The sequence below is a fragment of the Luteimonas viscosa genome (assembly GCF_008244685.1).
GTDB classification, from domain to species: domain Bacteria; phylum Pseudomonadota; class Gammaproteobacteria; order Xanthomonadales; family Xanthomonadaceae; genus Luteimonas; species Luteimonas viscosa.
This window is the reverse complement of sequence record NZ_VTFT01000001.1, coordinates 2,013,191-2,034,888: the sequence shown is the minus strand read 5'-3', so window position 1 is coordinate 2,034,888 and position 21,698 is coordinate 2,013,191. Positions and strand designations below refer to the sequence as shown.

21 protein-coding genes are annotated in these 21,698 nt (G+C 71.4%); 13 read left to right on the top strand and 8 right to left on the bottom strand.

Annotated elements, in window-relative coordinates; genetic code table 11:
- Nucleotides 1–285: 285 nt before the first annotated feature.
- The gene (locus FZO89_RS08985; protein WP_187471101.1) at nucleotides 286–951 is read right to left on the bottom strand and encodes an ankyrin repeat domain-containing protein; all 666 of its coding nucleotides are present in this window, start codon (nucleotides 949–951) and stop codon (nucleotides 286–288) included.
- Between the two features lie 129 nt (nucleotides 952–1,080).
- Nucleotides 1,081–2,667: a Tle-like phospholipase domain-containing protein gene (locus tag FZO89_RS08980; RefSeq protein WP_149102931.1), complete on the bottom strand. Its 1,587-nt coding sequence runs from the start codon at nucleotides 2,665–2,667 to the stop codon at nucleotides 1,081–1,083.
- 448 nt (nucleotides 2,668–3,115) lie between these two features.
- Between FZO89_RS08980 and FZO89_RS08975 the strand changes: the two genes are divergently transcribed.
- The 3 genes from FZO89_RS08975 to FZO89_RS08965 all read left to right on the top strand — a co-directional run bounded on the left by FZO89_RS08975 (nucleotide 3,116) and on the right by FZO89_RS08965 (nucleotide 6,640).
- Nucleotides 3,116–3,769 (top strand): tetratricopeptide repeat protein, encoded by a 654-nt coding sequence (locus tag FZO89_RS08975; RefSeq protein ID WP_149102930.1) that lies wholly within the window; start codon nucleotides 3,116–3,118, stop codon nucleotides 3,767–3,769.
- A gap of 92 nt (nucleotides 3,770–3,861) precedes the next feature.
- Nucleotides 3,862–5,559, top strand: coding sequence for a gamma-glutamyltransferase (gene ggt / locus FZO89_RS08970; protein ID WP_149104109.1), 1,698 nt, complete (start codon nucleotides 3,862–3,864; stop codon nucleotides 5,557–5,559).
- A 55-nt stretch (nucleotides 5,560–5,614) separates the two neighbouring features.
- On the top strand, nucleotides 5,615–6,640 hold the full coding sequence (locus FZO89_RS08965; RefSeq protein ID WP_149102929.1) for a hypothetical protein: 1,026 nt from the start codon (nucleotides 5,615–5,617) through the stop codon (nucleotides 6,638–6,640).
- Between the two features lie 52 nt (nucleotides 6,641–6,692).
- Here the strand turns inward: FZO89_RS08965 and FZO89_RS08960 are convergent, their stop codons facing one another.
- From FZO89_RS08960 to FZO89_RS08940, 6 genes are all read right to left on the bottom strand, one after another.
- Nucleotides 6,693–7,943 (bottom strand): ABC transporter permease, encoded by a 1,251-nt coding sequence (locus tag FZO89_RS08960; RefSeq protein ID WP_149102928.1) that lies wholly within the window; start codon nucleotides 7,941–7,943, stop codon nucleotides 6,693–6,695.
- Nucleotides 7,940–9,250 (bottom strand): efflux RND transporter periplasmic adaptor subunit, encoded by a 1,311-nt coding sequence (locus FZO89_RS08955; RefSeq protein ID WP_187471100.1) that lies wholly within the window; start codon nucleotides 9,248–9,250, stop codon nucleotides 7,940–7,942. The genes FZO89_RS08960 and FZO89_RS08955 overlap by 4 nt, the downstream gene beginning before the upstream one ends.
- Nucleotides 9,247–10,242 carry an HlyD family secretion protein gene (locus FZO89_RS18810; protein WP_262378588.1) on the bottom strand — a complete coding sequence of 332 codons (996 nt, stop codon included), beginning with the start codon at nucleotides 10,240–10,242 and terminating at the stop codon, nucleotides 9,247–9,249. Before FZO89_RS18810 ends, FZO89_RS08955 begins: the two co-directional genes overlap by 4 nt.
- On the bottom strand, nucleotides 10,239–11,210 hold the full coding sequence (locus tag FZO89_RS18805) for an HlyD family secretion protein (RefSeq protein ID WP_262378587.1): 972 nt from the start codon (nucleotides 11,208–11,210) through the stop codon (nucleotides 10,239–10,241). Before FZO89_RS18805 ends, FZO89_RS18810 begins: the two co-directional genes overlap by 4 nt.
- Nucleotides 11,191–11,868 (bottom strand): ABC transporter ATP-binding protein, encoded by a 678-nt coding sequence (locus FZO89_RS08945; RefSeq protein WP_262378586.1) that lies wholly within the window; start codon nucleotides 11,866–11,868, stop codon nucleotides 11,191–11,193. Before FZO89_RS08945 ends, FZO89_RS18805 begins: the two co-directional genes overlap by 20 nt.
- A gap of 145 nt (nucleotides 11,869–12,013) precedes the next feature.
- A complete protein-coding gene (locus FZO89_RS08940) occupies nucleotides 12,014–13,501 on the bottom strand; it encodes an AAA family ATPase (RefSeq protein WP_149102927.1) in 1,488 nt (495 codons plus the stop codon).
- 252 nt (nucleotides 13,502–13,753) lie between these two features.
- Here FZO89_RS08940 and FZO89_RS08935 point away from each other — a divergent pair, with 252 nt between their 5' ends.
- From FZO89_RS08935 to FZO89_RS08890, 10 genes are all read left to right on the top strand, one after another.
- Nucleotides 13,754–14,389 carry a ParA family protein gene (locus FZO89_RS08935; RefSeq protein ID WP_149102926.1) on the top strand — a complete coding sequence of 212 codons (636 nt, stop codon included), beginning with the start codon at nucleotides 13,754–13,756 and terminating at the stop codon, nucleotides 14,387–14,389.
- A gap of 46 nt (nucleotides 14,390–14,435) precedes the next feature.
- Nucleotides 14,436–14,912: a SixA phosphatase family protein gene (locus tag FZO89_RS08930; RefSeq protein WP_149102925.1), complete on the top strand. Its 477-nt coding sequence runs from the start codon at nucleotides 14,436–14,438 to the stop codon at nucleotides 14,910–14,912.
- Nucleotides 14,913–14,917: 5 nt separating this feature from the next.
- The gene (locus FZO89_RS08925) at nucleotides 14,918–15,505 is read left to right on the top strand and encodes a YceI family protein (protein ID WP_149102924.1); all 588 of its coding nucleotides are present in this window, start codon (nucleotides 14,918–14,920) and stop codon (nucleotides 15,503–15,505) included.
- Nucleotides 15,502–17,490 carry a phospholipase D family protein gene (locus FZO89_RS08920; RefSeq protein ID WP_149102923.1) on the top strand — a complete coding sequence of 663 codons (1,989 nt, stop codon included), beginning with the start codon at nucleotides 15,502–15,504 and terminating at the stop codon, nucleotides 17,488–17,490. Before FZO89_RS08925 ends, FZO89_RS08920 begins: the two co-directional genes overlap by 4 nt.
- A gap of 270 nt (nucleotides 17,491–17,760) precedes the next feature.
- The gene (locus FZO89_RS08915; protein WP_149102922.1) at nucleotides 17,761–17,943 is read left to right on the top strand and encodes a hypothetical protein; all 183 of its coding nucleotides are present in this window, start codon (nucleotides 17,761–17,763) and stop codon (nucleotides 17,941–17,943) included.
- Between the two features lie 130 nt (nucleotides 17,944–18,073).
- A complete protein-coding gene (locus FZO89_RS08910; protein WP_149102921.1) occupies nucleotides 18,074–18,694 on the top strand; it encodes a YkvA family protein in 621 nt (206 codons plus the stop codon).
- Nucleotides 18,695–18,705: 11 nt separating this feature from the next.
- The gene (locus FZO89_RS08905) at nucleotides 18,706–19,122 is read left to right on the top strand and encodes a hotdog fold thioesterase (RefSeq protein ID WP_149102920.1); all 417 of its coding nucleotides are present in this window, start codon (nucleotides 18,706–18,708) and stop codon (nucleotides 19,120–19,122) included.
- A 165-nt stretch (nucleotides 19,123–19,287) separates the two neighbouring features.
- Entirely contained in the window at nucleotides 19,288–20,022 is a 735-nt protein-coding gene (locus FZO89_RS08900; RefSeq protein WP_149102919.1) for a lysophospholipid acyltransferase family protein, read from the top strand.
- Nucleotides 20,019–21,026, top strand: a complete 1,008-nt coding sequence (locus FZO89_RS08895) for a YheT family hydrolase (RefSeq protein WP_149102918.1) — start codon at nucleotides 20,019–20,021, stop codon at nucleotides 21,024–21,026. Before FZO89_RS08900 ends, FZO89_RS08895 begins: the two co-directional genes overlap by 4 nt.
- Nucleotides 21,027–21,083: 57 nt before the next feature.
- On the top strand, nucleotides 21,084–21,698 hold the full coding sequence (locus tag FZO89_RS08890) for a YbhB/YbcL family Raf kinase inhibitor-like protein (RefSeq protein ID WP_149102917.1): 615 nt from the start codon (nucleotides 21,084–21,086) through the stop codon (nucleotides 21,696–21,698).

Genomic DNA, 21,698 nt, shown 5'->3' with positions numbered 1-21,698 from the left:
CAGGATTCCCTGATCCTTTGCCCTGACCCTTCCCCCGCTTTGCGGGGGAAGGTGCCGAAGGAGACGGGGGCGCGCCGAAGGCGCAAGGCAATCGCGGCGGCGGCCACGACCCTCACCCCACCCCTCTCCCGCAAGCGGGAGAGGGAGCTCGTTGTCCCTTCCCCCGCTTTGCGGCGCATTGCGCCCTTTACGGGTGGAAGGTGCCGAAGGCGGATGGGGGCGCGCCGAAGGCGCGGTTGCGGGTAGTGCGGCTGCGGCGCAGCGGGCGCGATGCCTGTCGTGCGCCTACCGGTCGGCCTCGCTCACCGCCGTTTCCAGAGGCACGCCGTTGGCCTCGAGCCAGTCCGCCACGGCCTTGCGCTCGCCCAGCGCACGATCGTTGAGGATCGCGCGGTTGTAGCCGAAGTAATACGACTGGAAGCTGGCGCCGCCTGCATTCTTCGCCAGCGGCGAGGCGCCGCCCTCGAGCAGGGCCAGGATCGCGTCGCCATTGTTGGTGCGTGCGGCGACGTGCAGCGGCGTATCGCCGTTGTCGTCGGCGATGTCGGGGTCGGCGCCGGCTTCCAGAAGCACGGCGTACTGCTTCGCCTCCGGTGAGAGCAGCGCCTGCACCAGCGGCGTGGCGCCGGTATGCGGGTTGCGCGCGTTCGCGTCGCCGCCGCGCGCCAGCACCGTGCGCAGCAGGTCGGCGTTGCCGGAGAACGCGGCTGCATGCACCGGCGTGTCGCCGCGCGGACCCACCCGGTTCGGATCCGCACCGCCTTCGAGCAGCGCCTCGACGCTCGCCTGGTTCCCGGCCTTGATCGCGGCCATCAGCAGCGTGCTGCCGTCGCTGCCGGGCGTATCGACCTCGATGCGTTCGAGCTGGCGCCGGATCTCGGTCGTGTCGCCGCGCGCCACCGCGTCGGCCAGCACGGACAGTTCGGGACTGGAGAAGGCGTCGTTGCTCATGGACGGCCGGGCGCATCCCGTGGCGTAGCAGAGGAGGATCGCGGACGCGATCGCGGGGAAGCGGCGCATACGCGCCATTTCAGCGCCGATCATACCCGGACGCAAGCCGTGGCTCCCGGCCGTGGCCGGTCAGCGCCCGAACAGTCCACCGACCAGATTGGTGGCGCCCTGCGCCACCCAGCCGGCGCCGTCGGCCAGCGACTCGACCACCTGGCCCCCGGTATCGGCCACGAACTCGACCGCATCCCCGCCGACGTCCACGGTACCCGAGAGCACGTCGCCGACCCAGCCATCCACGTTCTCGTCGATGCTGGTGGCCAGCGAATCCGCGTACCGGTCGACGGTATCGCCGGTGGAGTTGAAGAAGCCCTCGGCGAAGTCGCCGGCCAGGCTGGCGCCGCCCTGCACGTACTGGCCATCGGCGAAGTCGCCGGCGACCACGCCGTCGATGTCGGTGGCGAAGTCGTGCACGTTGCGCGCGTAGTCGTCCTTCAACTCGTCGGGCAGCAGGTTCTGAACGTCGCGGCCGAAGTTGGAGGGATTCTCGTAGCCCGGCTGCCAGGGCTGGTGCTCGACCATGCCGGCGGTCAGTGCGTTGGGGCTGTGGCTGATGGCCGCGTAGGCGACGTCGCCGACCAGGTTCACGCCGCCGGTCACCAGGCCGGTGGCCGGGTTGATCGGCAGGAACGGCGTGTGCCGCGCCGCCTCGACGCCGGTGTTGATCAGTTCGCTCTGCCCGGGCGAGAAGCCCTCGATCGGCCCGTAGTTGGTGAACATGTTGTGTTCGTCGGCACTGGCGGGGGCGACCACGATCTGGGTGCCGATCGCGTCCGGTGCGACGATGCCGGTGAGCCACGCGTCCTGGGCGTTGGTCAGCGCGTCGTCGCGCAGCGAGTAGGCGCGGATCTGGCCGCCTTCGGCCAGGTCGCGCGCGCGCTGCGGGTCGATGCCGATGCGGTCGAAGGTGTTGGGATGGATGCCCGAGGCGTCGAAGGTGACCGCCGGCACGCCACTGGCCAGGGAGCCGACCGAGGCCAGCCCGCCCCCCTGCGAGTGGCCGGTGATGGCCAGGTTGCTGGACTCGCCGCCCGGGTTGTCGCCGAACACGCGCGCGAACTCGACCGCGGTGTTGACCGCGGTGACGCTGAACTTGTCGCCGTCGCGGGTCTCGTAGCCCAGGCCCTGGCGGAAATTGTTGTCCCAGTCGTCGGCACCTTCGGCGGTACCCCGATACGACAGCACGTAGTTGCCCTCGCCGTCGGTGTAGACCTCGGCGAGGAACTCCTGGGCGTTGTTGGGCACGCTGTCGTTCGCGCCCAGGTACTGCAGGCGCCAGGCCTGCGGGTCGGCCACGCCCATCTCCTGCAGCTGCGCATCGCTCACCGCGCTCCAGCCTTCCGGCGGATCGCCGCGGGTGCCGTAGACCGCGGTCGCCAGCTGCGACAGGGTCACGTCGAACGGCTGGGCCTGCGTGCCGCTGGCGACGTCGTTCAGTGTGCTGCCGGAAGGAATGCCGTAGGTGCCGCCGGCGGTGGAGGGCGGCAGGCTGCCGGTGGGGGAGGTGCCCGGCGGCTGCAACTGCGGGTGGTAGCTCGTTTCCGGACGATAGCCGGCGTAGCTCACGGGCGACGCGGTGGATGTCGTCGAGGGCAGGGTCGTCGCCGGCGGCTGCCAGCGGGAACCGGAATCGAGGACAGGTGAGATGTCGACGCCCATGGCCGTCTCCGTACCAAACGGTACGGCAAACCTAGCGCGCCGGAGGGCCGAGGTCAGCTAGGGCGTGCCCGAGGGGCGTTGGCCGTAACCGCCCTGCGGCACAGCGTGGGCCGGGCCGGAGCCCTGCCGGAGAGGGATCGTTGCCGTGCGGCCGGTCTCCGGTGTCGGAGACCTTCATTCGTCCCCCGACCATGCGTCGCCCCTTCTCGCGAGACGGGTATCCCGCGGGCGTTCATTGTGGTCGTCGCGCCCGGGCGCCGCCCCGGGCGGGCAGGAGAGGGGAACCGTCGGAGGCCGGTGCTTGCATCGGCAGGCTCCTGCGAGCACCTTCCGCACGGCCGCGCTGCTGCGACATCGGCGCGGAGCGTGACCCCGTTTCTGCGCTCCGGATGCTGCGCCAGTACAATTGCGACGGGAGGCAGTTGCAGTACACAGGGGACTTCCAGTCATGAAACCGAAGACACGTGCGTTCACGCACGCGTGCACGTTCGTTCTGTTCGCGCTGTTCGCGGGCCTTTCTTCCGCCGCCGCGGCGCAATCGCTGCCCGGGCCGGCCGAGTTCTATTTCGACGAGGACGACAGCGTCACCGTCCCCATTGCGATCGAAGGCGAAGACGAGGCGACCATCGAGCGCCTGGTGCGTCTGATGGAGCGCGGCGGTCGCAACGCCGGCCAGTCGGCGGCGCAACTCGCGCACCTGGCAATGGCCTCCGGGCGCACGGACACAGGCCTTGCCCTGTACGCGCGCGCCATGCAGCTTGCAGAAGGCAGCATGCGTCGCCGTACGCTGCAGTGGAACCAGGCCTGGGATCTGTACCGCGTCGGCCAGCTTGATGCCGCGCTGTCGCTGTGGACGCAGGCCCATGCCGATCGTATCGTCCACCCGTCGTGGGTGCCGCCGACGTTCGCGCTGGCGCTCTGGAAGCTCGGCCGCAGGGACGAGGCCGTCGCGTGGTATGCCGCAGCGGTACGCACGTATCCGGATCGCTGGAGCAATCCCGCGGCCCTGCCCGGCCTGTTGCCGGACTGGAGCGAAGCCGACCGCGCCACGTTGGCCGAGGTGCTCGAGGCATGGCGCCAGGACCCGCCAGCCTGGCCCTGAGTGATCGCGGCGCGGAGTCCATCACGCGCGTGACGCGCTAAGGTATTGCGATTCGACATAGCCGGACGGTGGCAACAGTGCGCAAGACCCTCCTGATCACCGCCTTCGGCGCGGCCGCAGTGCTGGCGGGGGCCGCCGGCTCCGCCGCCGACCGCATCACAGGCAAGCTCTTCGCCACCCGCAGCGAGGTGTATGCCCCGCACGCGATGGCCGCGACTTCGCATCCGCTGGCCACCCAGATCGCGCTCGACGTGATGAAGGCAGGCGGCAGCGCGGTCGATGCCGCGATCGCGGCCAATGCCGCGCTGGGGCTGATGGAGCCGACCGGCAACGGCATCGGCGGCGACCTGTTCGCGATCGTCTGGGATCCGAAGACCGGCAAACTGCATGGCTACAACGGTTCCGGGCGCTCGCCAAGGTTGCTGACGCTGGCGGAGTTCGAACGCCGCGGCCTGAAGGACATTCCGCCGCACGGCCCGCTGCCGGTCACCGTGCCGGGCACCGTCGACGGCTGGTTCGCGCTGCACGGCCGCTTCGGCAAGCGCACGATGGCGCAGAACCTCGCCCCCGCGATCGCCTACGCGCGCGCGGGCCATCCCGTGCACGAGACGATCGCGTACTACTGGGACCGCTCGGTGCCGCGGCTGTCGAAATGGCCGGGCTTCGCCGAACAGTTCACCATCGACGGCCGCGCACCGCGCACCGGCGAGACCTGGAAGAACCCGAACCTCGCCAACACCCTCTCGACGATCGCCGAGGGCGGCCGCGACGCGTTCTACAAGGGCGGCATCGCCCGCACCATCGACGCCTACTTCAAGGCCAACGACGGATTCCTGTCCTACGAAGACATGGCGGCGCACACGGGCGAGTGGGTCGATCCGGTCAGCACCAACTACCGCGGCTACGACCTCTGGGAACTGCCGCCGAGCGGCCAGGGCATCGCCGCGCTGCAGATCCTCAACCTGCTCGAACCCTACGATCTGAAGGGATTCGGCTTCGGCAGCCCCGAACACGTGCACCTGTTCACCGAAGCCAAGAAGCTGGCCTTCGCCGATCGCGCGCGCTGGTACGCCGATCCCGCCTTCCACCCGGCGCCGGTGGCGAAACTGGTGTCGAAGGCATATGCGCGCGAGCGCGGCAAGCTGGTCTCGATGGACCGCGCGTTGCAGGAAGTACAGCCCGGCACGCCCGCGCAACTCGACGAAGGCGACACCATCTACCTCGCCACCGCCGATGCCGACGGCATGATGGTCTCGCTGATCCAGTCCAACTACCGCGGCATGGGCAGCGGCATGGCGCCGCCGGGGCTGGGCTTCATCCTGCAGGACCGCGGCGAGCAGTTCGTGCTCAAGGCCGGCCACCCCAACAGCTTCGAGCCCGGCAAGCGCCCGTTCCACACCATCATCCCGGCCTTCGTCACGAAGGACGGCAAGCCCTGGCTGAGCTACGGGGTGATGGGCGGGGCGATGCAGCCGCAGGGCCACGTGCAGATCCTGCTCAACCTGATCGACTTCGGCATGAACCTGCAGGAGGCCGGCGACGCACCGCGCATCCAGCACGACGGGTCCACCGATCCGGCGGGGCAGGCGACCGCGATGGCCGACGGCGGCGAGCTCGACCTGGAAACCGGCTTCTCCTACGAAACCGTGCGCGCGCTGATGCGCAAGGGGCACAGCGTGCGCTTCGCCGACGGCCCCTACGGCGGCTACCAGGCGATCATGGTCAATCCGCAGGGCGGCTGGATCGGCGCCAGCGAGTCGCGCAAGGACGGGCAGGCGGCGGGCTACTGACGCGGCGTGGATGCGACGCGGCTATCCTGTCGCGATTCCCGCCGGAACCCACGCCATGATCCGAGTCCTGCTGATGGCCGCGCTGCTGCTCCTGCCTGTCGCGCATGCGCAGGAGTGGGAGGACGACGCGGATCCCGCGTCACTGGCGCAGGCCGCCGCGCACCAGACCTACACCGCACGGCTGGCCGGTACGCTGGCGCGCGGAGGCGGCGCCCGCGAACTGGCCCTGGCGGCGGTGCTGCGAACCGCCGCCAACGCGCCGCAGGTGCGCGCGCCCGACGGCGAAGCGCCATCGCGACGGGCGCCGCGCGACCCGCAGGTCGATGCCTGGCTGCGCACCGCGGCCGCGAAGGCCGGCGACGACCCGATCGCCCACCAGCTGCTGGTGGCGGCCACGCCCGCCGGATCGGAGCCGCGTCGCGAGGCCGCCCGCCGCTGGCAGGCGGCGGACCCGGGCAACCTGATGCCGCTGCTGTACGCGGACCTCACCGCCGACGCCCTGCTGGCGGCCGCGCGCAACGCCACCCGCGCCGACGCGCGCATGTACGAAGGCGTGCGCTGGATCGCCTCGGCCTGGCGCCGGCATCCGCCGACCGCCGCGGAGCAGGCGGCGCTGAGCGCCGGCGAGGCGTTCGACGCCGAGGAGGCTGCGGCCATCTCGGCGACTGGCCTGTGGGCCGCGATCGCGATGCCGGCCTACGCGACCCTGGCCGAAGCCTGCGGCGCCGACATGCTGCGCGCGCTGCCGGCACGCCGCGACGACTGCCGCCACGTGGCGACCCTGCTCGCCGAGACCCCCTCCAGCGTCGCCGACGAGCAGGCGGGCCTCGGCATGCTGCGTACGCTCGCGACCACGCCCGCCGAGCGCGCGGACATCGACGCGCGCCTGCGCCGCATGGACTGGCGCATGCTCGAATGGGGCCGCATCGCGCAGCAGCAGCCGCGTGGTGGCGCGGCGCAGTTCGCGCGGCTGCTCGCCGACCCGTCCATCCGCACCGAACAGCAACTGGTGGAACGCGTGCTCCAGGAGGCGGGCGTGACGCCCGACCCGCCGCCGGGCTGGCAGCCGCCGCGGCGCTGAGGCGGGCAGGCCGTCGCGTGCCATCGCGGCGGGATCGCGCTTCTGCGCTGCGCTACTCGTGCCGCAGCGCGGCGATCGGATCGAGCTGCGCGGCCTGCCGCGCCGGATACACGCCGAAGGCCAGGCCGACCAGCGAGCAGAACGCTGCCGACAGCAGGATCGGCACCGGAGCCCACGCCACCTGCCAGCCCGCGAAGGTCGCGATCAGGTAGGCCAGCATCGCGCCGAACAGCAGGCCGAGGAGCGCCCCGGCGATGCAGATCACGCTGGCCTCGCGCAGGAACTGCGCGACCACGTCGCGCCTGCGTGCGCCGAGCGCGCGCAACAGGCCGATCTCGCGCCGTCGCTCCAGCACGTTGGCGAGCATGATGTTCATGATGCCGATGCCGCCGACCAGCAGGCTCACCCCGGCGATCGCTCCCATCACCACCTGGAAGATGCGCTGGGTCTTCTGGTGCTGCTGGAACAGCTGCTGCGGCACCACCAGCTGGTAGTCGGCGATACCGGCGTGGCGCTGGTCGAGCACCGCGGCGAGCACGCCGGCGCCGGCGGCCAGCTTCTCCGGTGCGTCGAGCCGCAGCAGAAAGCGGTCGATCGGGTCTTCGCGCGGCTCGAAGCGGAAGCGCGCCTGCGCACTGGAGAGCGGCACGAACACGCGATTGCTCTCCGAACCCAGCTGTACGCCTTCGAAGTCGTCCTTGCCGAGGTCGCGGTCTGCGAGCACGCCGACCACCTCCAGCCAGACATGGTTGACCTTGAGCAGTTGCCCGACCGGATCGGCGTCGGGAAACAGGCTGGCCGCGGCCTGGTGGCCGAGCACCGCCACCGCAGCCAGCGTCTCGTCGTCGCCCGCGTTGAGCGCGCGACCACCTGCGACCTGCAGCGACGACAGTTCGAACCAGTCGGGGCTGACCCCGCTGGCCTGCGCGTCGCTGCTGCCGTGGTCGCTGAACACCGAGTGGGTGCGGATGCGCTTTTCCGCAGCGAACTTCTCCGCGCCGGGCACCACCGCCAGCGCTGCCTGCGCGTCGGACACGGTGAGGCCGAGGCTGCGGGCGCGGTTCTCGCGGAGCGTCGCGTCGTCCTGGGGCTTGGCCTCCGCGATCAGGTTGCGCAGGCCGAGGCTCTCGACCAGCTTCAACGCCTCGCGCCGGCTGCCCTCGCCGACCGCCTGCATCGCCACGATCGCGCCGACGCCGAAGATCAGGCCGAGCAGGGTCAGCAGGGTGCGCAGGCGGCGGCGCCAGAGTTCTTCGATCGCCTCGCGCCATGTGGGAGGCAGCTTCGCGAGCAACGGGGTCATCGTGCATCCTCGCGGGTGTCGTCGGCGGCCCGATCCGCGGCGGCGGCCTCGTGCGCGACTTCTTCCGCGTCGCCGCCCCTGATCGGCAGCGTCCGGCCGCCTGCGGAAAGCAGCACCTCGTCGCCGTCCTCTAGCCCCTCGAGCACCTGCGAGCGCGCGGTGCCGCGCACACCGAGTTCGACCTCGCGGCGCTCGAAGTCGCGACCCCGACGAACCAGTACCCACTGCTTGCCGTCCTGCTGCTCGATGGCGACGTTGGCGACGCCGAGCGCGGCCGGCTCGCGCGCCAGCACCACGTTCGCGGCGAAGCGCTGCCCGGGCACGAAGCCATGCTTCTTCACCGCCTCGGCCGGCACCGGCGCACGCATCGACAGGTATTTCACCGGGCTCTCGCGCCCCAGGGTCTTGGCAGCGCTCGCGACCCACGACAGTTTGCTGGAGAAGCGCTGGTCCGGGCGCCCGAGCGGATGCAGCTCCACCTCGTTGCCGACGGCGACACCCTGCGCCTCGATCTGCGGCAGGTCGATCTGCACCTCCATCGCCGAGGTGTCCGGCAGGCTGCCGAACTCGATGCCGGCGAACATCGACGCGCCGACCAACGGCTTGTCGCCGGACCAGTTCGGGGTCAGCAGCAGCACGCCGTCGTTGGGCGCGCGCAGTTCCAGCGCGTCGAGGTCGGCCTGCCGCGTCTTCGCATTGAGCTCGAACGTCGCGCGCTGCGCGTCGAGCACCGCCAGCTCCGCGCCGCCACGGGAGCCCGACTGCGCGCGCCGCCATTCCAGCGTGTCCTGCTTCGCGCCCAGGTAGCGGCTGTCCTCGATCGCGTCGAGCACCTCGTTGCGCGCAAACGCGTCGAGGTCGGCATCGGCGTAGCGCTGGGCGATGCCGAGTTGTATCGCGACCTGCGACAGGTCCACCGAGACCCGGCCTTGCCCCGCCCGCAGCTCCCCCTCCTTGGCGATGCGTGCCAACGCGTTGCGCTGCAGGTCGACCAGCGCCTGATCCAGTTCCTGCTTGCCGTCGGGCGCGACGAAGCGCGCGAGCAGGTCGCCCTTCTTCACCACGCTGCCTTCCGGCAGCATCCATTCGACCTGGCGCGTGGCCCAGTTGCGGCCCGGGACGTTCAGCGGAGTCGGCTTGCTGGAACGCAGTTCGCCCTCGCCCTCTACGGCGAGCAGCAGCTCGCCCCGGGTCACGATTTCCGAGGCCGCCGGGGTGGTGTCGCCGCCACAGGCGGCCAGCGCCAGCACCAACGCCGCCGGTACCAGGGCGGCAAGGCGGCCCGAGGCCTGCGGCCTGGGCTTCATCGTGGCACGCCCGCCGATGCGGTCGCGGTGGTGGTGGCCGCGAGTTCCACCCGCACCGCCTGGCCGGGGCGCAACTTCGCCGCGGGATCGTCGAGGCGGAGTTCGACGTCGATCACCGGAATCGGCTGGACCTGCGACTTGCTGCGCACCGCGCGTCCGATCCGGCTGACCTTGCCGCGATGCGTGCTGCCGCCGCCGCCCTCGACCACGATCCGTGCCGACGTGCCCACGGACACGCGCCGCAGGTCGCGCTCGGGCAGCTGCGCGCGCACCGCGAGGGTGGAGGCGTCCGGAATCTCGGCGATGGTCTGGCCGCGCCAGACCTGCGAGCCGACGTCGAACTTCTCGCCGCTCCAGTTGCTTTTGTGCATCATCACGCCGTCGCGCGGCGCCTGCAGGGTCATCTGCGCCATCGACGTCTGCAGCCGGTCGACATCGGCCTGCAACTGCGCGACCTCGGATTCGGCGAGACGGCGCTCCTGCCGGCGCTGCTCGGCAGCCAGACGCTCGCGTGCCAGCGCCAGCGCCATGCGACGTTCGGCCCGGCGCCGCTCCGCGACCAGCTTGTCGTACTGCATCGCTGCGATCAGTTCGCGCGGTTGCCCGGTCTTGCGCTGCGCCTTCTCGAGGGCGGCGCGGGCCTCGGCGGTGGCGAGCCGCTCGGTGCGCTCGCGCTCCGCCAGATCGAGCAGCAGCGTTTCCAGCTCGCGCTGCTTCTCCTGCAGCTTGCTCTGCTTCTCGGCGAGGTCACGCGTCAGCTGGCTGCTGTCGAAGGCCAGGACCGGGTCGCCCTGCTTGACGGGCGCGCCATCGGGCGCGAGCTGGGTGATGTTGAGCTGCCACAGGCGATCGACCACCGGGGGTATCAGCTGCGCGGCGCGCAGCGCGTAGACCTCGCCGTCGATGCGCAGCACGTCGCCGGACGACGCGGGTGCGGCCAGCGCGGTCGCGAGCAGCGCGAACAGGGGCGCGCAGGCGCGGCGCGCGCTCATCGCCCGGCTCCCGCGTCCGTCGCGTCGGCGACCACGCGCACGCTCATGCCCGGCATCAGTGGCAGCTCACCCGGGTCGAATGCGATGTCGACGAGAAAGTACAGGCCGCGGCCCCACTCGGGACGGCGATCCGGCGCGCCGCCGATGCCGTCGATGCGGCCGTCGACGACGATGCCGGGCAGGGCGTCGAAGCTCAGCCGCACCGGCTGTCCGCGGCGCAGTCCCTGGCGGTCGGGTTGAAGCGCCCACGCGCGTACCGCGAGCGTGCCGCCGGCGCCGACCACCTCTCCGGCGCGGCTGCCGGGCATGGTCGAGGAGCCCTCGTCGATGCGACCGCCGAGCCAGTTGTTGTTGAATCCGTGCACGACAATGCCGTCGCGGTCCGCGCGCACTTCCGCAGTGCGCACCAGCGCGGCGTGGTAGTCGCGCTGGATCACCAGCTTGTCGACTTCGAGACGGCTGTCCTCGCGGCGTCGGCGGACCGCGTCGCGCGCCTCGGCCAGCAGCCTGCGCTGCAGCGCGACTTCGCGCGTGGTGCGGTCGAGCTCGCCCTGGTAGCGGTCGTGGTCGAGGTCGGAGACCAGGCCCTTCGGGATCTTCGCATCGATCCGCGCCGTCGCCAGCTCGGCCTCGGCGTCGACCAGCGCCAGCTCGGCGTCGACCGCCTTGACCTCGAGTTCGGCGATCTCCTTGTCGCCGCGGGCGCGCGCCTGTTCGATCTTTGCCTCGAGGTCGGGGATCATCGCCGCCGACTGCCCGGGGTCGATCCGCAGCACAACCTCGCCCTGCTTCACCGGCTCACCGTCGGGCACGAAGTAGCGGATGACTACGGGAGAGGAGTTGGACTGCGGGGTGATGACGGCCTGCGCGTCGACCGCGCGCACCTCGCCGGTCAGCACCACCGCCCACGCCGGCGCCGCGAGCGCCGTGCACAGCAGCAGCGTCAGGCTAATGCAGTGCCGAGTCATGCTCGATCCTGCCGTCGCGCAGCCGTACCTGCCGAGGCGCGCGATTCGCGATGTCGTGGTCGTGGGTCACCAGCACGACGGTCTGGCCGTCGCGGTGCACTTCGCTGATCAGTTCCAGCACGTCGGCGGCGCTCTTCGAGTCGAGGTTGCCGGTGGGTTCGTCGGCCAGCAGCAGCGCCGGCCTGAGCAACAGCGCGCGGGCGATGGCGGCGCGCTGCATCTGCCCGCCCGACAGTTCGCCGGGACGATGGTCGCGACGCGGCCACAGGCCCACGCGCTCCAGCAGTTCATCGGCGTGGCGCGCCGCGTCGGCCGGCGGTTGGCGATGGAAGCGCAGCGGCAGCAACACGTTCTCCAGCACGCTCAGCCGCGGCAGCAGGTGGAAGCTCTGGAACACGAAGCCGATGCGCCGGTTGCGGATGTCGCTCCCGGTCTCGTCGTCGAACAGGGCCACGTCATGGCCCTCGATCAGATAGCGGCCGCTGCTGGGACGGTCGAGGCAGCCGAGGATGTTGAGCAGGCTGGACTTGCCGGAGCCCGATTGACCGGTGATGGCAACGAACTCACCGGACGCGACCTCCAGGTCGACACCTGCCAGCGCATGCACGGTCTGGCCGCTCATCGCGTAGTGACGGTGCACGTCCTGCAGCTCGATCACAGTTCGATCATCCCTGAATCAAAACGTTCTCGACGAAGATGTTAGCGCGCCCAGGACAATGGCGACAGGGCTGTGGCAAGACACGGGGATGCATGCGATCAGGCAGCTTCCGGCAGCCGGTATTCCTTCATCGCGCGCCGGCGCCTCAGTCCGCCGGCACCGTGCGGCTGCCGGCCCAGGCGCGCAGTGCGGCGACCTGTTCGCCCATCATCACCGACAGCGGGCGCGCCGCGCGGACTTCCTCCAGCAGCAGCGCGCCGTCGATCGGGCGCGCGTCGGCGTGGGCGACATACAACGCGGCGACGATCGCCTGTTCGATCTCGGCGCCGGAGAAACCGTCGGCCGCCTGCGCCAGTGCGAGCAGGTCGAAGCGCTCGGGATCGATCTCGCGCCGGCGCAGGTGCAGTTCGAACACATGCGCGCGGGTGTCGGCATCGGGCAGGTCGACGAAGAAGATCTCGTCGAAGCGGCCCTTGCGCAGCAGCTCGGCGGGCAGGTCGTGCACCTGGTTGGCGGTGGCGACCAGGAACACCTGCGACTTGCGTTCGGCCATCCAGGTCAGCAGGTAACCGAGCACGCGCCGCGACACGCCGCCGTCGCCGTCGGCGCTGCCGGCGGCCAGGCCCTTCTCGATCTCGTCGATCCACAGCACGCACGGCGCCAGCTGTTCGGTGGAAGCGAGCGCGGCGCGCAGGTTGGCCTCGGTCTCGCCGTGGTACTTGGCGTACAGGGTGCCGAAGTCCAGCCGCACCAGCGGCACCCCGAAGCCGCCGGCCACCGCCTTGGCCAGCAGCGACTTGCCGCAGCCCTGCACCCCGAGCAGCAGCAGGCCCTTCGGCGGATCCAGCCCCGGCGGCGCCTCGCCGTCGACGAACACCCGCCGGCGCTGTTCCACCCAGCGCTTGAGCCGGCGGGCGCCGGCGACGTCGGCGAAGCGTGCGGTGTCGTATTCGTAGTGCAGGTGGCCGCTCTTGTTGAGCAGCTCGAACTTCAGCCGCGCCAGTGCCGGCAGGTCGCCGGGGCCGAGCGCGCCGTCGTCGTGGATCAGGTGGCGGGCGATGCGGCGCGCGTCCATCGCGTCCAGGCCCTGCAGGTTGCGCACGATCCGGCGCACCACCGCGTCGTCGGCCTCGACCCGGCGACCCTCGTTCACGCGCTGGAAGGCGGCGATCTCCTCGCGCACCAGCTTGAGCAGGGCATTGGCGTCGGGCAGGCGCAGGCGCAGGCGCGCGGCCCGGGCATCGAGCTCGCCGGGCAGTTCGATCCTGTGCCCGACCAGGACCACGGTGTGCGCCAGGCAGCCGCGCCGCTGCAGGATCTCGCGCAGCTGGCGCCGGGTGCCGGCGTAGCCGAGGTAGGGGTGGAAGTCGAGCAGCAGGTAGACGCCGCGCTGGCCGGCGTTGCGGATCGCGGCGAGGGTGGCGCCCGCGTCGGGCGGCGTCTCCGCGGGATCCTCGCGGTCGAGGTCCAGCCGGCGCAGGCCCTCGGTGATCGACCAGCGGTACAGCGCTCGCCACACGTGGGTGAGCGATTGCCGGAACAGGTCCACCACGCGCGCCTCGTCGGGAGTCTCGACCACGATCAGCGGGGTATCGGCGCGGATCAGCGCCACGAGGTCCTGCAGGTCGCTCATGCACGGGGCCGAAGCTGGGGCCGGGCGACGATAGCAGACACGCGCGCGCCGCCGGGCCGACCGGGGCGAACGAGGCCACCCCGGTTCCGCCCCCTCGCTGCCGGCGCGGGGCATGGCTTCGCGCGCTTTTGACCCGCGGCTTGTGAAGATCGCGCCGGGAGTGCTGCGGTCCGGGGCGCCCCTCGCGACCGGTTCGCGGCCGCCACGCCGCCGGTGTACGCTCGCGACTCGTTCCCAAGGCGGAGGCAGTGGATGAAGACCGTGCTGGTGGCCAGTTCCAAGGGCGGTGTCGGCAAGACCACGATCGCGACACACCTCGCCGCGGAGTCCGCGCTCGCGGGCCGCAAGACCGTCCTGGTCGACGCCGATCCGCAGGGCTCGTCCACGCGCTGGTGCGAACGCCGCGCCACCCTCGAAAGCGCGGTCCTGCCGATCGACGGGGCCAGCCGCCACCGGACCGCATGGAAATCGATCCCCGAGGGCACCGACCGGGTGGTGGTCGACGCGCCGGCCGGCGCCCACGCCGATGCGCTGGAAACCTACCTCGAGCACGCCGACGCGCTGGTGGTGCCGGTCCTGCCCTCGGCGCTGGACATCGACGCGACCGTGCCCTTCCTCAATGCGCTGGCCAAGCACCCGCGGGTGCGCAAGGGCGAATTGCGCGTGGGCCTGGTCGGCAACCGGCTGCGGCCCTGGACCAATGCCTCGCAGCAGGCGATGGACCTGCTCAACCAGTGGCCGTATCCGCTGGTGGCGCAACTGCGCGACAGCCAGGCCTACGTGATGCTGGTCGGCTTCGGCAAGAGCCTGTTCGACTACAACTCGGCGCACGTGCGCGAACACCAGGCGGACTGGCAGCCGCTGCTGAAGTGGCTCAAGCGCGCCTGAGCGCGCGCCAGGGCCGCTGTGCGACGCCACCGGGAGGAAGGCTTCGATGCGTGAACTGATCCTGCTGCGGCACGCGCATGCGGAGCCGCCCCAGCCCGGGCAGGCGGATTTCGACCGTCCGCTGTCGGCCGAAGGCCTGGCCGAGGCCGACGCGGTCGCCACCTGGCTGCGCGACAAGGCGCTGGTGCCCGACCGGGTGCTGTGTTCGCCGTCGCGGCGCACGCGCGAGACGCTCGACGCGGTGGTGGAGGTCGTGGGCAATCTGGACAAGCGTCTGGAGCCGGCGATCTACGAGGCCATGCCGGGCACGCTGGCGGGGCTGGTCGACGGCCACCGCGATGCCGACCGCCTCATGGTGGTCGGCCACAACCCCGGCCTGGAGCGGCTGGTGGCGCTGCTGCACAGCGGCCAGTCGGGCGAGTACCGCGGCATGCCGCCGGCCGCGATCGCGGTGCTGTCGCTGCCGGCCGAGGCCGCGATCGAGCCCGGCATCGCCACCCTGTCCGCGTTCTGGTGGCCGTAGGTCCGATGGCGGTCTCGCGGACCGCGCGGTGGGCGCGATGGCTGGTGCTGCTGGGTGCCTGGGCCGCGCTGTCCGCGCCGGCGGCGCCGGCCGCCGAGATCGACACCACCCAGTCGCGCATCGGCTTCACCCTCAAGACCCGCTGGGGCCAGTCGCTGGAAGGGCGCTTCCCCGACTGGCGCGGCGAAATCGTCGAGGTCTCGGAGCAGCGCCGACAGGTGCGTCTGCACCTGCCCACGCGCGATGTGGAGATCCTCGATCATCCCCAGTACTCCAAGGTCACCCGGGGCAAGGGCTTCTTCGACGCCGACCAGCACCCATGGGTGGAATTCGTGTCCGACCCGTACACCGACGAACTGCTGCGCGACGGCGGCCTGCTGGGCGGCGCGCTGACGATCCGCGGCGTGCGCCGGCGCGAGGTCTTCGCCCTCGAGCCGGCGACCTGCGAGCGGCCGACCCTGGACTGCGACGTGGTCGCCAGCGGCGTGGTCTACCGCAGCGACTACGCGATGGACCGCTGGGCCTTCGCCCTCGCCGACCGGGTGGTGTTCACGCTGCACATCCGTACCCGGCCGCCGCCGAAGGCGCCATGACCCCGGCGATGCGCGTCTGCGCGGCGCTGCTGGCCCTGGCCTGCGGCGCCTGCGGCAGCCTGTCGACCCTGCAGCGCGACCAGGCCGCCCGGATCGCGGCCGAGGCCCGTTCGACCGTGGTCGAATGCGATGCGGCCGATGCCTGCGCCCGGCCCTCGCCGCTGCGCGAACTCGGCGTACGCGCCTGGGCGCAGAGCACGCCGCAGCAGCCCAGGCATTACGCGCTGCTGCTCGACTACGGCCAGGATGCGCTGGTCTCGCGCCTGGACCTGATCCGCGGCGCCCGGCGCACGATCGACCTGCAGACCTACATCTTCGACGAGGACGACGCCGGCCACCTGGTGCTGGACGAACTGCTGGCGGCGGTGCGCCGCGGCGTGCGCGTGCGCCTGCTGGTGGACCAGCTGTCGGCGCTGCGCCAGGTCGACACCCTGGCCGCGCTCGCCTCGGCGCACGTCAACTTCGAGCTGCGGGTCTACAACCCGGTGCTGTCGCGCGCGCGCATCAGCTACCCGATGTACGCCTGGGCCGCCGCCTGCTGCTGGCGCCGGCTCAACCAGCGCATGCACGGCAAGCTGTTGCTGGTCGACGGCATCGTCGGGATCACCGGCGGGCGCAACTACCAGGACGACTACTACGACTGGAATCCCGAGTACAACTTCCGCGACCGCGACGTGCTGGTCAGCGGCCCGGCCAGCGCCGAGATGGCGGCGAGCTTCGAGGCCTTCTGGAACGCGCCGCTGAGCGTGCCGGTGGAGCGGCTGGACGACGTCGGCCGCCACCTGCTGCGCGAGGGCGCCCCGCCGCTGCCGGCATGGCCGTACGAGGATCCGCAGCGGGTCGCGGCGATGTCGCGCGCGGCCGACGATGCCGTGCTGGTGCGACAGGGGCTGGCGGATGCGGCGCTCGCGGTGGGCGAGGTGGTCTTCATCGCCGATCCGCCGCAGAAGCACCGCCGCGACCGCGAGGCCGCGGCGAACGGGGTGCAGGCCTCGCCGCTGCTGCACGGGCTGATCGAATCGGCGCAGCAGGAGGTGCTGCTGCAGACCCCCTACCTGGTGCTGTCGAAGCCGGCGCAGGCGATGTTCGAGCGGATGCACGAGCGTACGTCGCCGCCGCGGGTGATCGTCTCCACCAACAGCCTGGCGGCGACCGATTCGTTCATCACCTACGCGCTGTCCTACAAGTACAAGCGCCGCTACCTGCGCGACTTCGGCTTCGAGATCCACGAGTTCAAGCCGTTTCCCGAGGACGCGCCGATCGATCTCGAAGCCACCGGCGCGGTCGAGATCTCGTGGAATGCGGACGGCAGCGTCAACATCGGCGAACCGCGGGCGCCGGCCGACGCCGCGGCTCCGCGTGATCCGGGAGGGGGTGTGGGTGGCAGCGGAAGTGGACGCGGCAGTGGCGGCGGTGACGACGGGCGCCGCGAGCCGCCGCTGAGCCGTGAATACGCCGCGCTGCGCTACGCCGGCATCGGCGTGCAGCAACGCGTGCCGCTCAAGCGCGCCGGCGTGCGCTTCGGCCTGCATGCGAAGTCGCTGGTGATCGACGGGCGCATCGGCGTGGTCGGCACCCACAACTTCGATCCGCGCGGCGACGACTACAACACCGAGAGCGCGGTGATCATCGACGACCCCGCCTTCGCGCGCGCGCTGGCCGAAAGCATCCGCCGGGACATCGCCCCGGCGAATGCGTGGGTGATCGCGCGCCGCGACAAGCCGCCGGTGTTCTCCGGGCTCGAGTACTCGCTGGCCAAGGTGTCCGAGCACCTGCCGGTGTTCGACCTGTGGCCGATGCGATACGCGACCAGCTACGAGTTCCAGCCCGGGCCGGCCTGTCCGCTGCCGCTGTCCCCGTTCGATCCGGATTTCCGCGACTGCCACGAGCCGGTGGGCGACTTCCCCGAAGTCAACCTCGGTTTCCGCACCCTGCTCACGCGCATCTTCACGGCCTTCGGCGCCGGGCTCGCGCCCATCCTCTAGCGCGCGGTCGGCCCCGTGCCGCCCCTCGGTCCTCGCGCACCGCCGCTGCCGTCTCGCCGGCCGGGGTCGCCGCCGCTCCCGCCGGGTGCCGGATAGGTCGTCAGTCATGCCTCCGGCATGCAACCGGTGGCCCTCGCATCCCATCCGAATCAACAGGTTCCGGCAGGAAGCGGAAGTTTTTGCAAGACCATGACTTCCGGCCCATGCAGGAACCCGTTTAGTGTATTACTTTACCAACACACCCGAACACAACGCCCCCCGAGGACCACGATGAACGTTTCGCCCCGCACCCCCGCCCTCCAGACCCTGACCCTTGCGCGCACCCTCCGTCCGCTGCCCGCCTCCGAGCGTCGCGAGCGCGGCTTCGGGGTCGGCTACGGCAACAGCAGCGGCTACGCCACCGACAAGCGCTACACCCCGGCCTCGGGCGACACCCGCTTCCGCTTCGCATGATGCGTGCGGCGACGCATCCGTCGCCGCCTGGGGCACCGGAGACGCGGGCCGCGCACCGCTTCGCGCGATTGACGCGCGCGCCGCGCGCGGCCTAGGCTGCACCTCTTTTCTCCCCGCCCCGGACCCCGCCATGTCGCTTTCGCTGACCATCGACCTCAACGACCAGGATCTCGAGCATTTCACCGCCGCGCTGAAGGCCGCGCACAAGGCGGCGGAGCACAAGTCGGCCGAGGAGATCGTCACCGCCGCGGCGGGGTTGCTGGAAGGCGCGCAGAAGGTCAAGACGCCCGACTTCATCCGCGAGCGCCTGGTCCGCCTGGACGACATGATCGCGATGGTCCGCGACGAGGGCTGGCACCTCGACGAGGAAGACAAGCAGCACGTACTGTCGGCGCTGGTGTACTTCGCCGACCCCAAGGACGTGATCCCGGACCACGTCGAAGTGCTGGGCTTCCTCGACGACGCGATCATGATCGAGCTGTGCGTGCGCGAGCTCAAGCATGAGCTCGACGCCTACGACGACTTCTGCGATTACCGCGAGCGCGAGGCGACCAAGCGCGGCATCGATCCGGCCGCCGTCGGCCGCGCCGACTGGCTCGAGAGCCGCCGCGACGAGCTGGTCGAACGCATGCACGCGCGCCGCAGCCGCGAAGGCGGTGGCGAGTTCGGCATGGGCTACGGCAGCAGCAGCGGCTACGGCAAGGCCAATTACTCGCGCGCCTGGCGCCCGAGCCTGTTCAAGTTCCGGTGAGCCCGGCGCGGATGTTCCGCGCAGGCGTATCCCTCGACCAGCTCAACGCGATGTCGCGGAACACCGCGATGGAGCCGCTGGGTATCGTCTTCACCGAACTGGGCGCGGACTTCCTGCGCGGCACGATGCCGGTCGACGCGCGCACCCATCAGCCGTACGGCCTGCTGCATGGCGGCGCCTCGGTGCTGCTGGCCGAGACGCTCGGCAGCAGCGCCGGCGGGCTGTGCGCGCCGGACGGCCATGGCGTGGTCGGCATCGAGATCAATGCCAACCACCTGCGCGGGGTGCACAGCGGCATCGTCACCGGCACCGCACGGCCGCTGCACGTGGGCCGCAGCACCCAGGTCTGGGAAATCCGGATCGAGGACGAAGCCGGCAGGCTCGTCTGCATTTCCCGGCTGACGCTGGCGGTGGTGCCGCGCGGCTGATCGCCGCAGCGCGTGTTCCGCAGTCGCGCGACCGCGCGCCGCCTCGTCGATGCAGCGCTCGCGCCAGTCTGCGCTGGCCGATGGCCGCCGCCATTGGGTATCGTGCGCGGATCGAATTCCCGGTCCTGCTGGCTGGATTGCCCTGTGCGTGTCTTCCGTTACGCGATGCGTATCCCCTTCCTGCTGTGGCACCTGCTGGTGCACCTGCCGCTGACCCTGCTGATGATGGCGCCGCCGCTCGGCAACCTGCGCCTGGCCGGCGGCAGCCGCCTGCACCAGCGCGCGGTGCGGCTGTGGTCGGGCGGGCTGATGCGGGTGTTCGGCATCCGCGCGCGCCGCATCGGCCACCCGGCCCCGGGTGCGGTGATGTTCGTCGCCAACCACGTCAGCTGGCTCGACATCGTCGCCCTGCACAGCCAGCGGATGATGGGCTTCGTCGCCAAGCGCGAGATCGCCGGCTGGCCGCTGGTCGGCTGGTTGGCGGGGCGCGCGGAAACCATCTTCCACCAGCGCGGCAGCCAGGAATCGCTCGGCGGCGTGCTGCACGAAATGCTGGCTCGGCTGCGCGACGGCCGCGCGGTGGGCGTGTTCCCGGAAGGCCGCACCCGCGACGGGCGCGAGGTGGGTCCGTTCCACGCGCGCATCTTCCTGGCCGCGGTCGAGGCCGGGGTGCCGGTGCAACCGGTGGCGCTGCGCTATGGCGAACACGGCGATGCGCAGACCGTGGTCGCGTTCGCGCCCGGCGAGAGCTTCTTCGGCAACTTCCTGCGGCTGCTGGGCGAGCCGGCGCGGCCGGCGGAGGTCGTGTTCCTCGAACCGATCGCGCCAGGCGACACCGAGGGCCGCCGCCGCATCGCCGAGACCGCGCGCGAGCGGATCGTCGCGGCGATGGCGCCGTGACCCCCGACGGCGGCCCGCTCGCGCCGGCCTATGCGCCGCCGCGCTGGCTGCGCAGCCCGCACCTGCAGACCGTGCTCGCGACCAGCCCGTGGCGGCGCAGGCTCGGGGCGGAGGCGCTGGCCAGGACCGGCGCGGTCACCACCGAGCACCTGCTCGACGGCGGCGACGGCGTGCGCCTGCACGGCCTGCACAGCGTGGTGCCCGGCACCGAGCCGCGTGGCCTCGCGCTGCTGCTGCACGGCTGGGAGGGCAGCGCCGAATCGAGTTACATGCGCCTGACCGCCGCGCAGCTGCTGGTGCGCGGGTTCGAGGTGTTCCGGCTCAACTTCCGCGACCACGGCGACACCCACCACCTCAACCCCGACATCTTCCATTCCTGCCGGATCGAGGAAGTGGTGCACGCCGCGCGCGACGTCGCGTCGCGCTTCGCGCCGCGGCCGCTGGTGGTCGCCGGCTATTCGCTCGGCGGCAACTTCGCGCTGCGCCTGGCCCTGCGCGCGCCGGAAGCCGGCCTGGCGCTGGCGCGGGTGGCCGCGGTGTGCCCGGTGCTGGACCCGGCGCGGACCATGCACCGGATGGAACACGGGCTGTGGTTCTACATGCGCTACTTCGAACGCAAGTGGCGCAGTTCGCTGATGCGCAAGCGCGCGCTGTTCCCCGAGCGCGTGGGCTTCGACGACGCCACCCTGCGCCTGGGCATGCGCGAACTGACCGAATGGCTGGTGCTGCGGCACACCGACCTGGGCAGCATCGACAACTACTTCGACGGCTACTCGGTGGCCGGCGACCGGCTGCAGGCGCTGCAGGTCCCGGCCCACATCCTGATGGCGGCCGACGACCCGGTGATCCCGCTCGACGAGTTCCACGCGCTGGCCCTGCCCGCGCTCGCGCGCGTGGAGATCGTGCCCTGGGGCGGGCATTGCGGCTTCCTCGAGGACGCACGCTTAGGCGGCTACGCCGAACGCTGGACGGCGGAGCGCCTGGCCGCGGCGGTCATCGCCTGATCGGGGCGCGCGCGGCTGGGCTATCCTGAAAAGACAGGTCCTTCAGGAGGTGGTCCGATGAAGATCCGCAGCGACAGCTTCGCCCACGGCGGCGCGATCCCGGCCGAATTCGCGATGGGCGCGCCCGACGGCTTCGGCGGCAACCGCAACCCGCACCTGGCGTGGGAGGATGCGCCGGAAGGCACGCGCTCGTTCGCGCTGCTGTGCATCGACACCGACGCACCGACCGATCCCTCGCTGGCCGGCAAGGACGGCGTGGAGATCCCGGTCGCGCATCCGCGCGGCGACTTCGTGCATTGGGCGATGGCCGACATTCCGGCTGACGTGCACGGGATCGCCGCCGGCAGCGCCAGCGACGGCGTGAGCAAGGGCGGCAAGGCCTCGCCGCCGGGCCCGGCCGGCGCACGCCAGGGACTGAACGACTACACCGGCTGGTTCGCGGGCGACGACGAACTGGGTGGCGAGTATTTCGGCTACGACGGTCCGTATCCGCCCTCGAACGACCTGCGCGTGCACCGCTATTTCTTCCGCGTGTTCGCGCTCGACGTGGACAGGCTCGAACTCGCGACTACGTTCACCGCAGGGCAGGTGCTGCGCGCCATGCAGGGCCACGTGCTCGCCGAGGCGGCGACCTGGGGCAGCTATTCGCTGCACCCGCGCGCGGGCGCCTGA

What these genes read in the sequence shown, in the direction of transcription:
- FZO89_RS08985 (WP_187471101.1), bottom strand. Translation starts at nt 951, where the DNA reads ATGAGCAACGACGCCTTCTCCAGTCCCGAACTGTCCGTGCTGGCCGAC.
- FZO89_RS08980 (WP_149102931.1), bottom strand. Translation starts at nt 2,667, where the DNA reads ATGGGCGTCGACATCTCACCTGTCCTCGATTCCGGTTCCCGCTGGCAG.
- FZO89_RS08975 (WP_149102930.1), top strand. Translation starts at nt 3,116, where the DNA reads ATGAAACCGAAGACACGTGCGTTCACGCACGCGTGCACGTTCGTTCTG.
- FZO89_RS08965 (WP_149102929.1), top strand. Translation starts at nt 5,615, where the DNA reads ATGATCCGAGTCCTGCTGATGGCCGCGCTGCTGCTCCTGCCTGTCGCG.
- FZO89_RS08960 (WP_149102928.1), bottom strand. Translation starts at nt 7,943, where the DNA reads ATGACCCCGTTGCTCGCGAAGCTGCCTCCCACATGGCGCGAGGCGATC.
- FZO89_RS08955 (WP_187471100.1), bottom strand. Translation starts at nt 9,250, where the DNA reads ATGAAGCCCAGGCCGCAGGCCTCGGGCCGCCTTGCCGCCCTGGTACCG.
- FZO89_RS18810 (WP_262378588.1), bottom strand. Translation starts at nt 10,242, where the DNA reads ATGAGCGCGCGCCGCGCCTGCGCGCCCCTGTTCGCGCTGCTCGCGACC.
- FZO89_RS18805 (WP_262378587.1), bottom strand. Translation starts at nt 11,210, where the DNA reads ATGACTCGGCACTGCATTAGCCTGACGCTGCTGCTGTGCACGGCGCTC.
- FZO89_RS08940 (WP_149102927.1), bottom strand. Translation starts at nt 13,501, where the DNA reads ATGAGCGACCTGCAGGACCTCGTGGCGCTGATCCGCGCCGATACCCCG.
- FZO89_RS08935 (WP_149102926.1), top strand. Translation starts at nt 13,754, where the DNA reads ATGAAGACCGTGCTGGTGGCCAGTTCCAAGGGCGGTGTCGGCAAGACC.
- FZO89_RS08930 (WP_149102925.1), top strand. Translation starts at nt 14,436, where the DNA reads ATGCGTGAACTGATCCTGCTGCGGCACGCGCATGCGGAGCCGCCCCAG.
- FZO89_RS08925 (WP_149102924.1), top strand. Translation starts at nt 14,918, where the DNA reads ATGGCGGTCTCGCGGACCGCGCGGTGGGCGCGATGGCTGGTGCTGCTG.
- FZO89_RS08920 (WP_149102923.1), top strand. Translation starts at nt 15,502, where the DNA reads ATGACCCCGGCGATGCGCGTCTGCGCGGCGCTGCTGGCCCTGGCCTGC.
- FZO89_RS08915 (WP_149102922.1), top strand. Translation starts at nt 17,761, where the DNA reads ATGAACGTTTCGCCCCGCACCCCCGCCCTCCAGACCCTGACCCTTGCG.
- FZO89_RS08910 (WP_149102921.1), top strand. Translation starts at nt 18,074, where the DNA reads ATGTCGCTTTCGCTGACCATCGACCTCAACGACCAGGATCTCGAGCAT.
- FZO89_RS08905 (WP_149102920.1), top strand. Translation starts at nt 18,706, where the DNA reads ATGTTCCGCGCAGGCGTATCCCTCGACCAGCTCAACGCGATGTCGCGG.
- FZO89_RS08900 (WP_149102919.1), top strand. Translation starts at nt 19,288, where the DNA reads ATGCGTATCCCCTTCCTGCTGTGGCACCTGCTGGTGCACCTGCCGCTG.
- FZO89_RS08890 (WP_149102917.1), top strand. Translation starts at nt 21,084, where the DNA reads ATGAAGATCCGCAGCGACAGCTTCGCCCACGGCGGCGCGATCCCGGCC.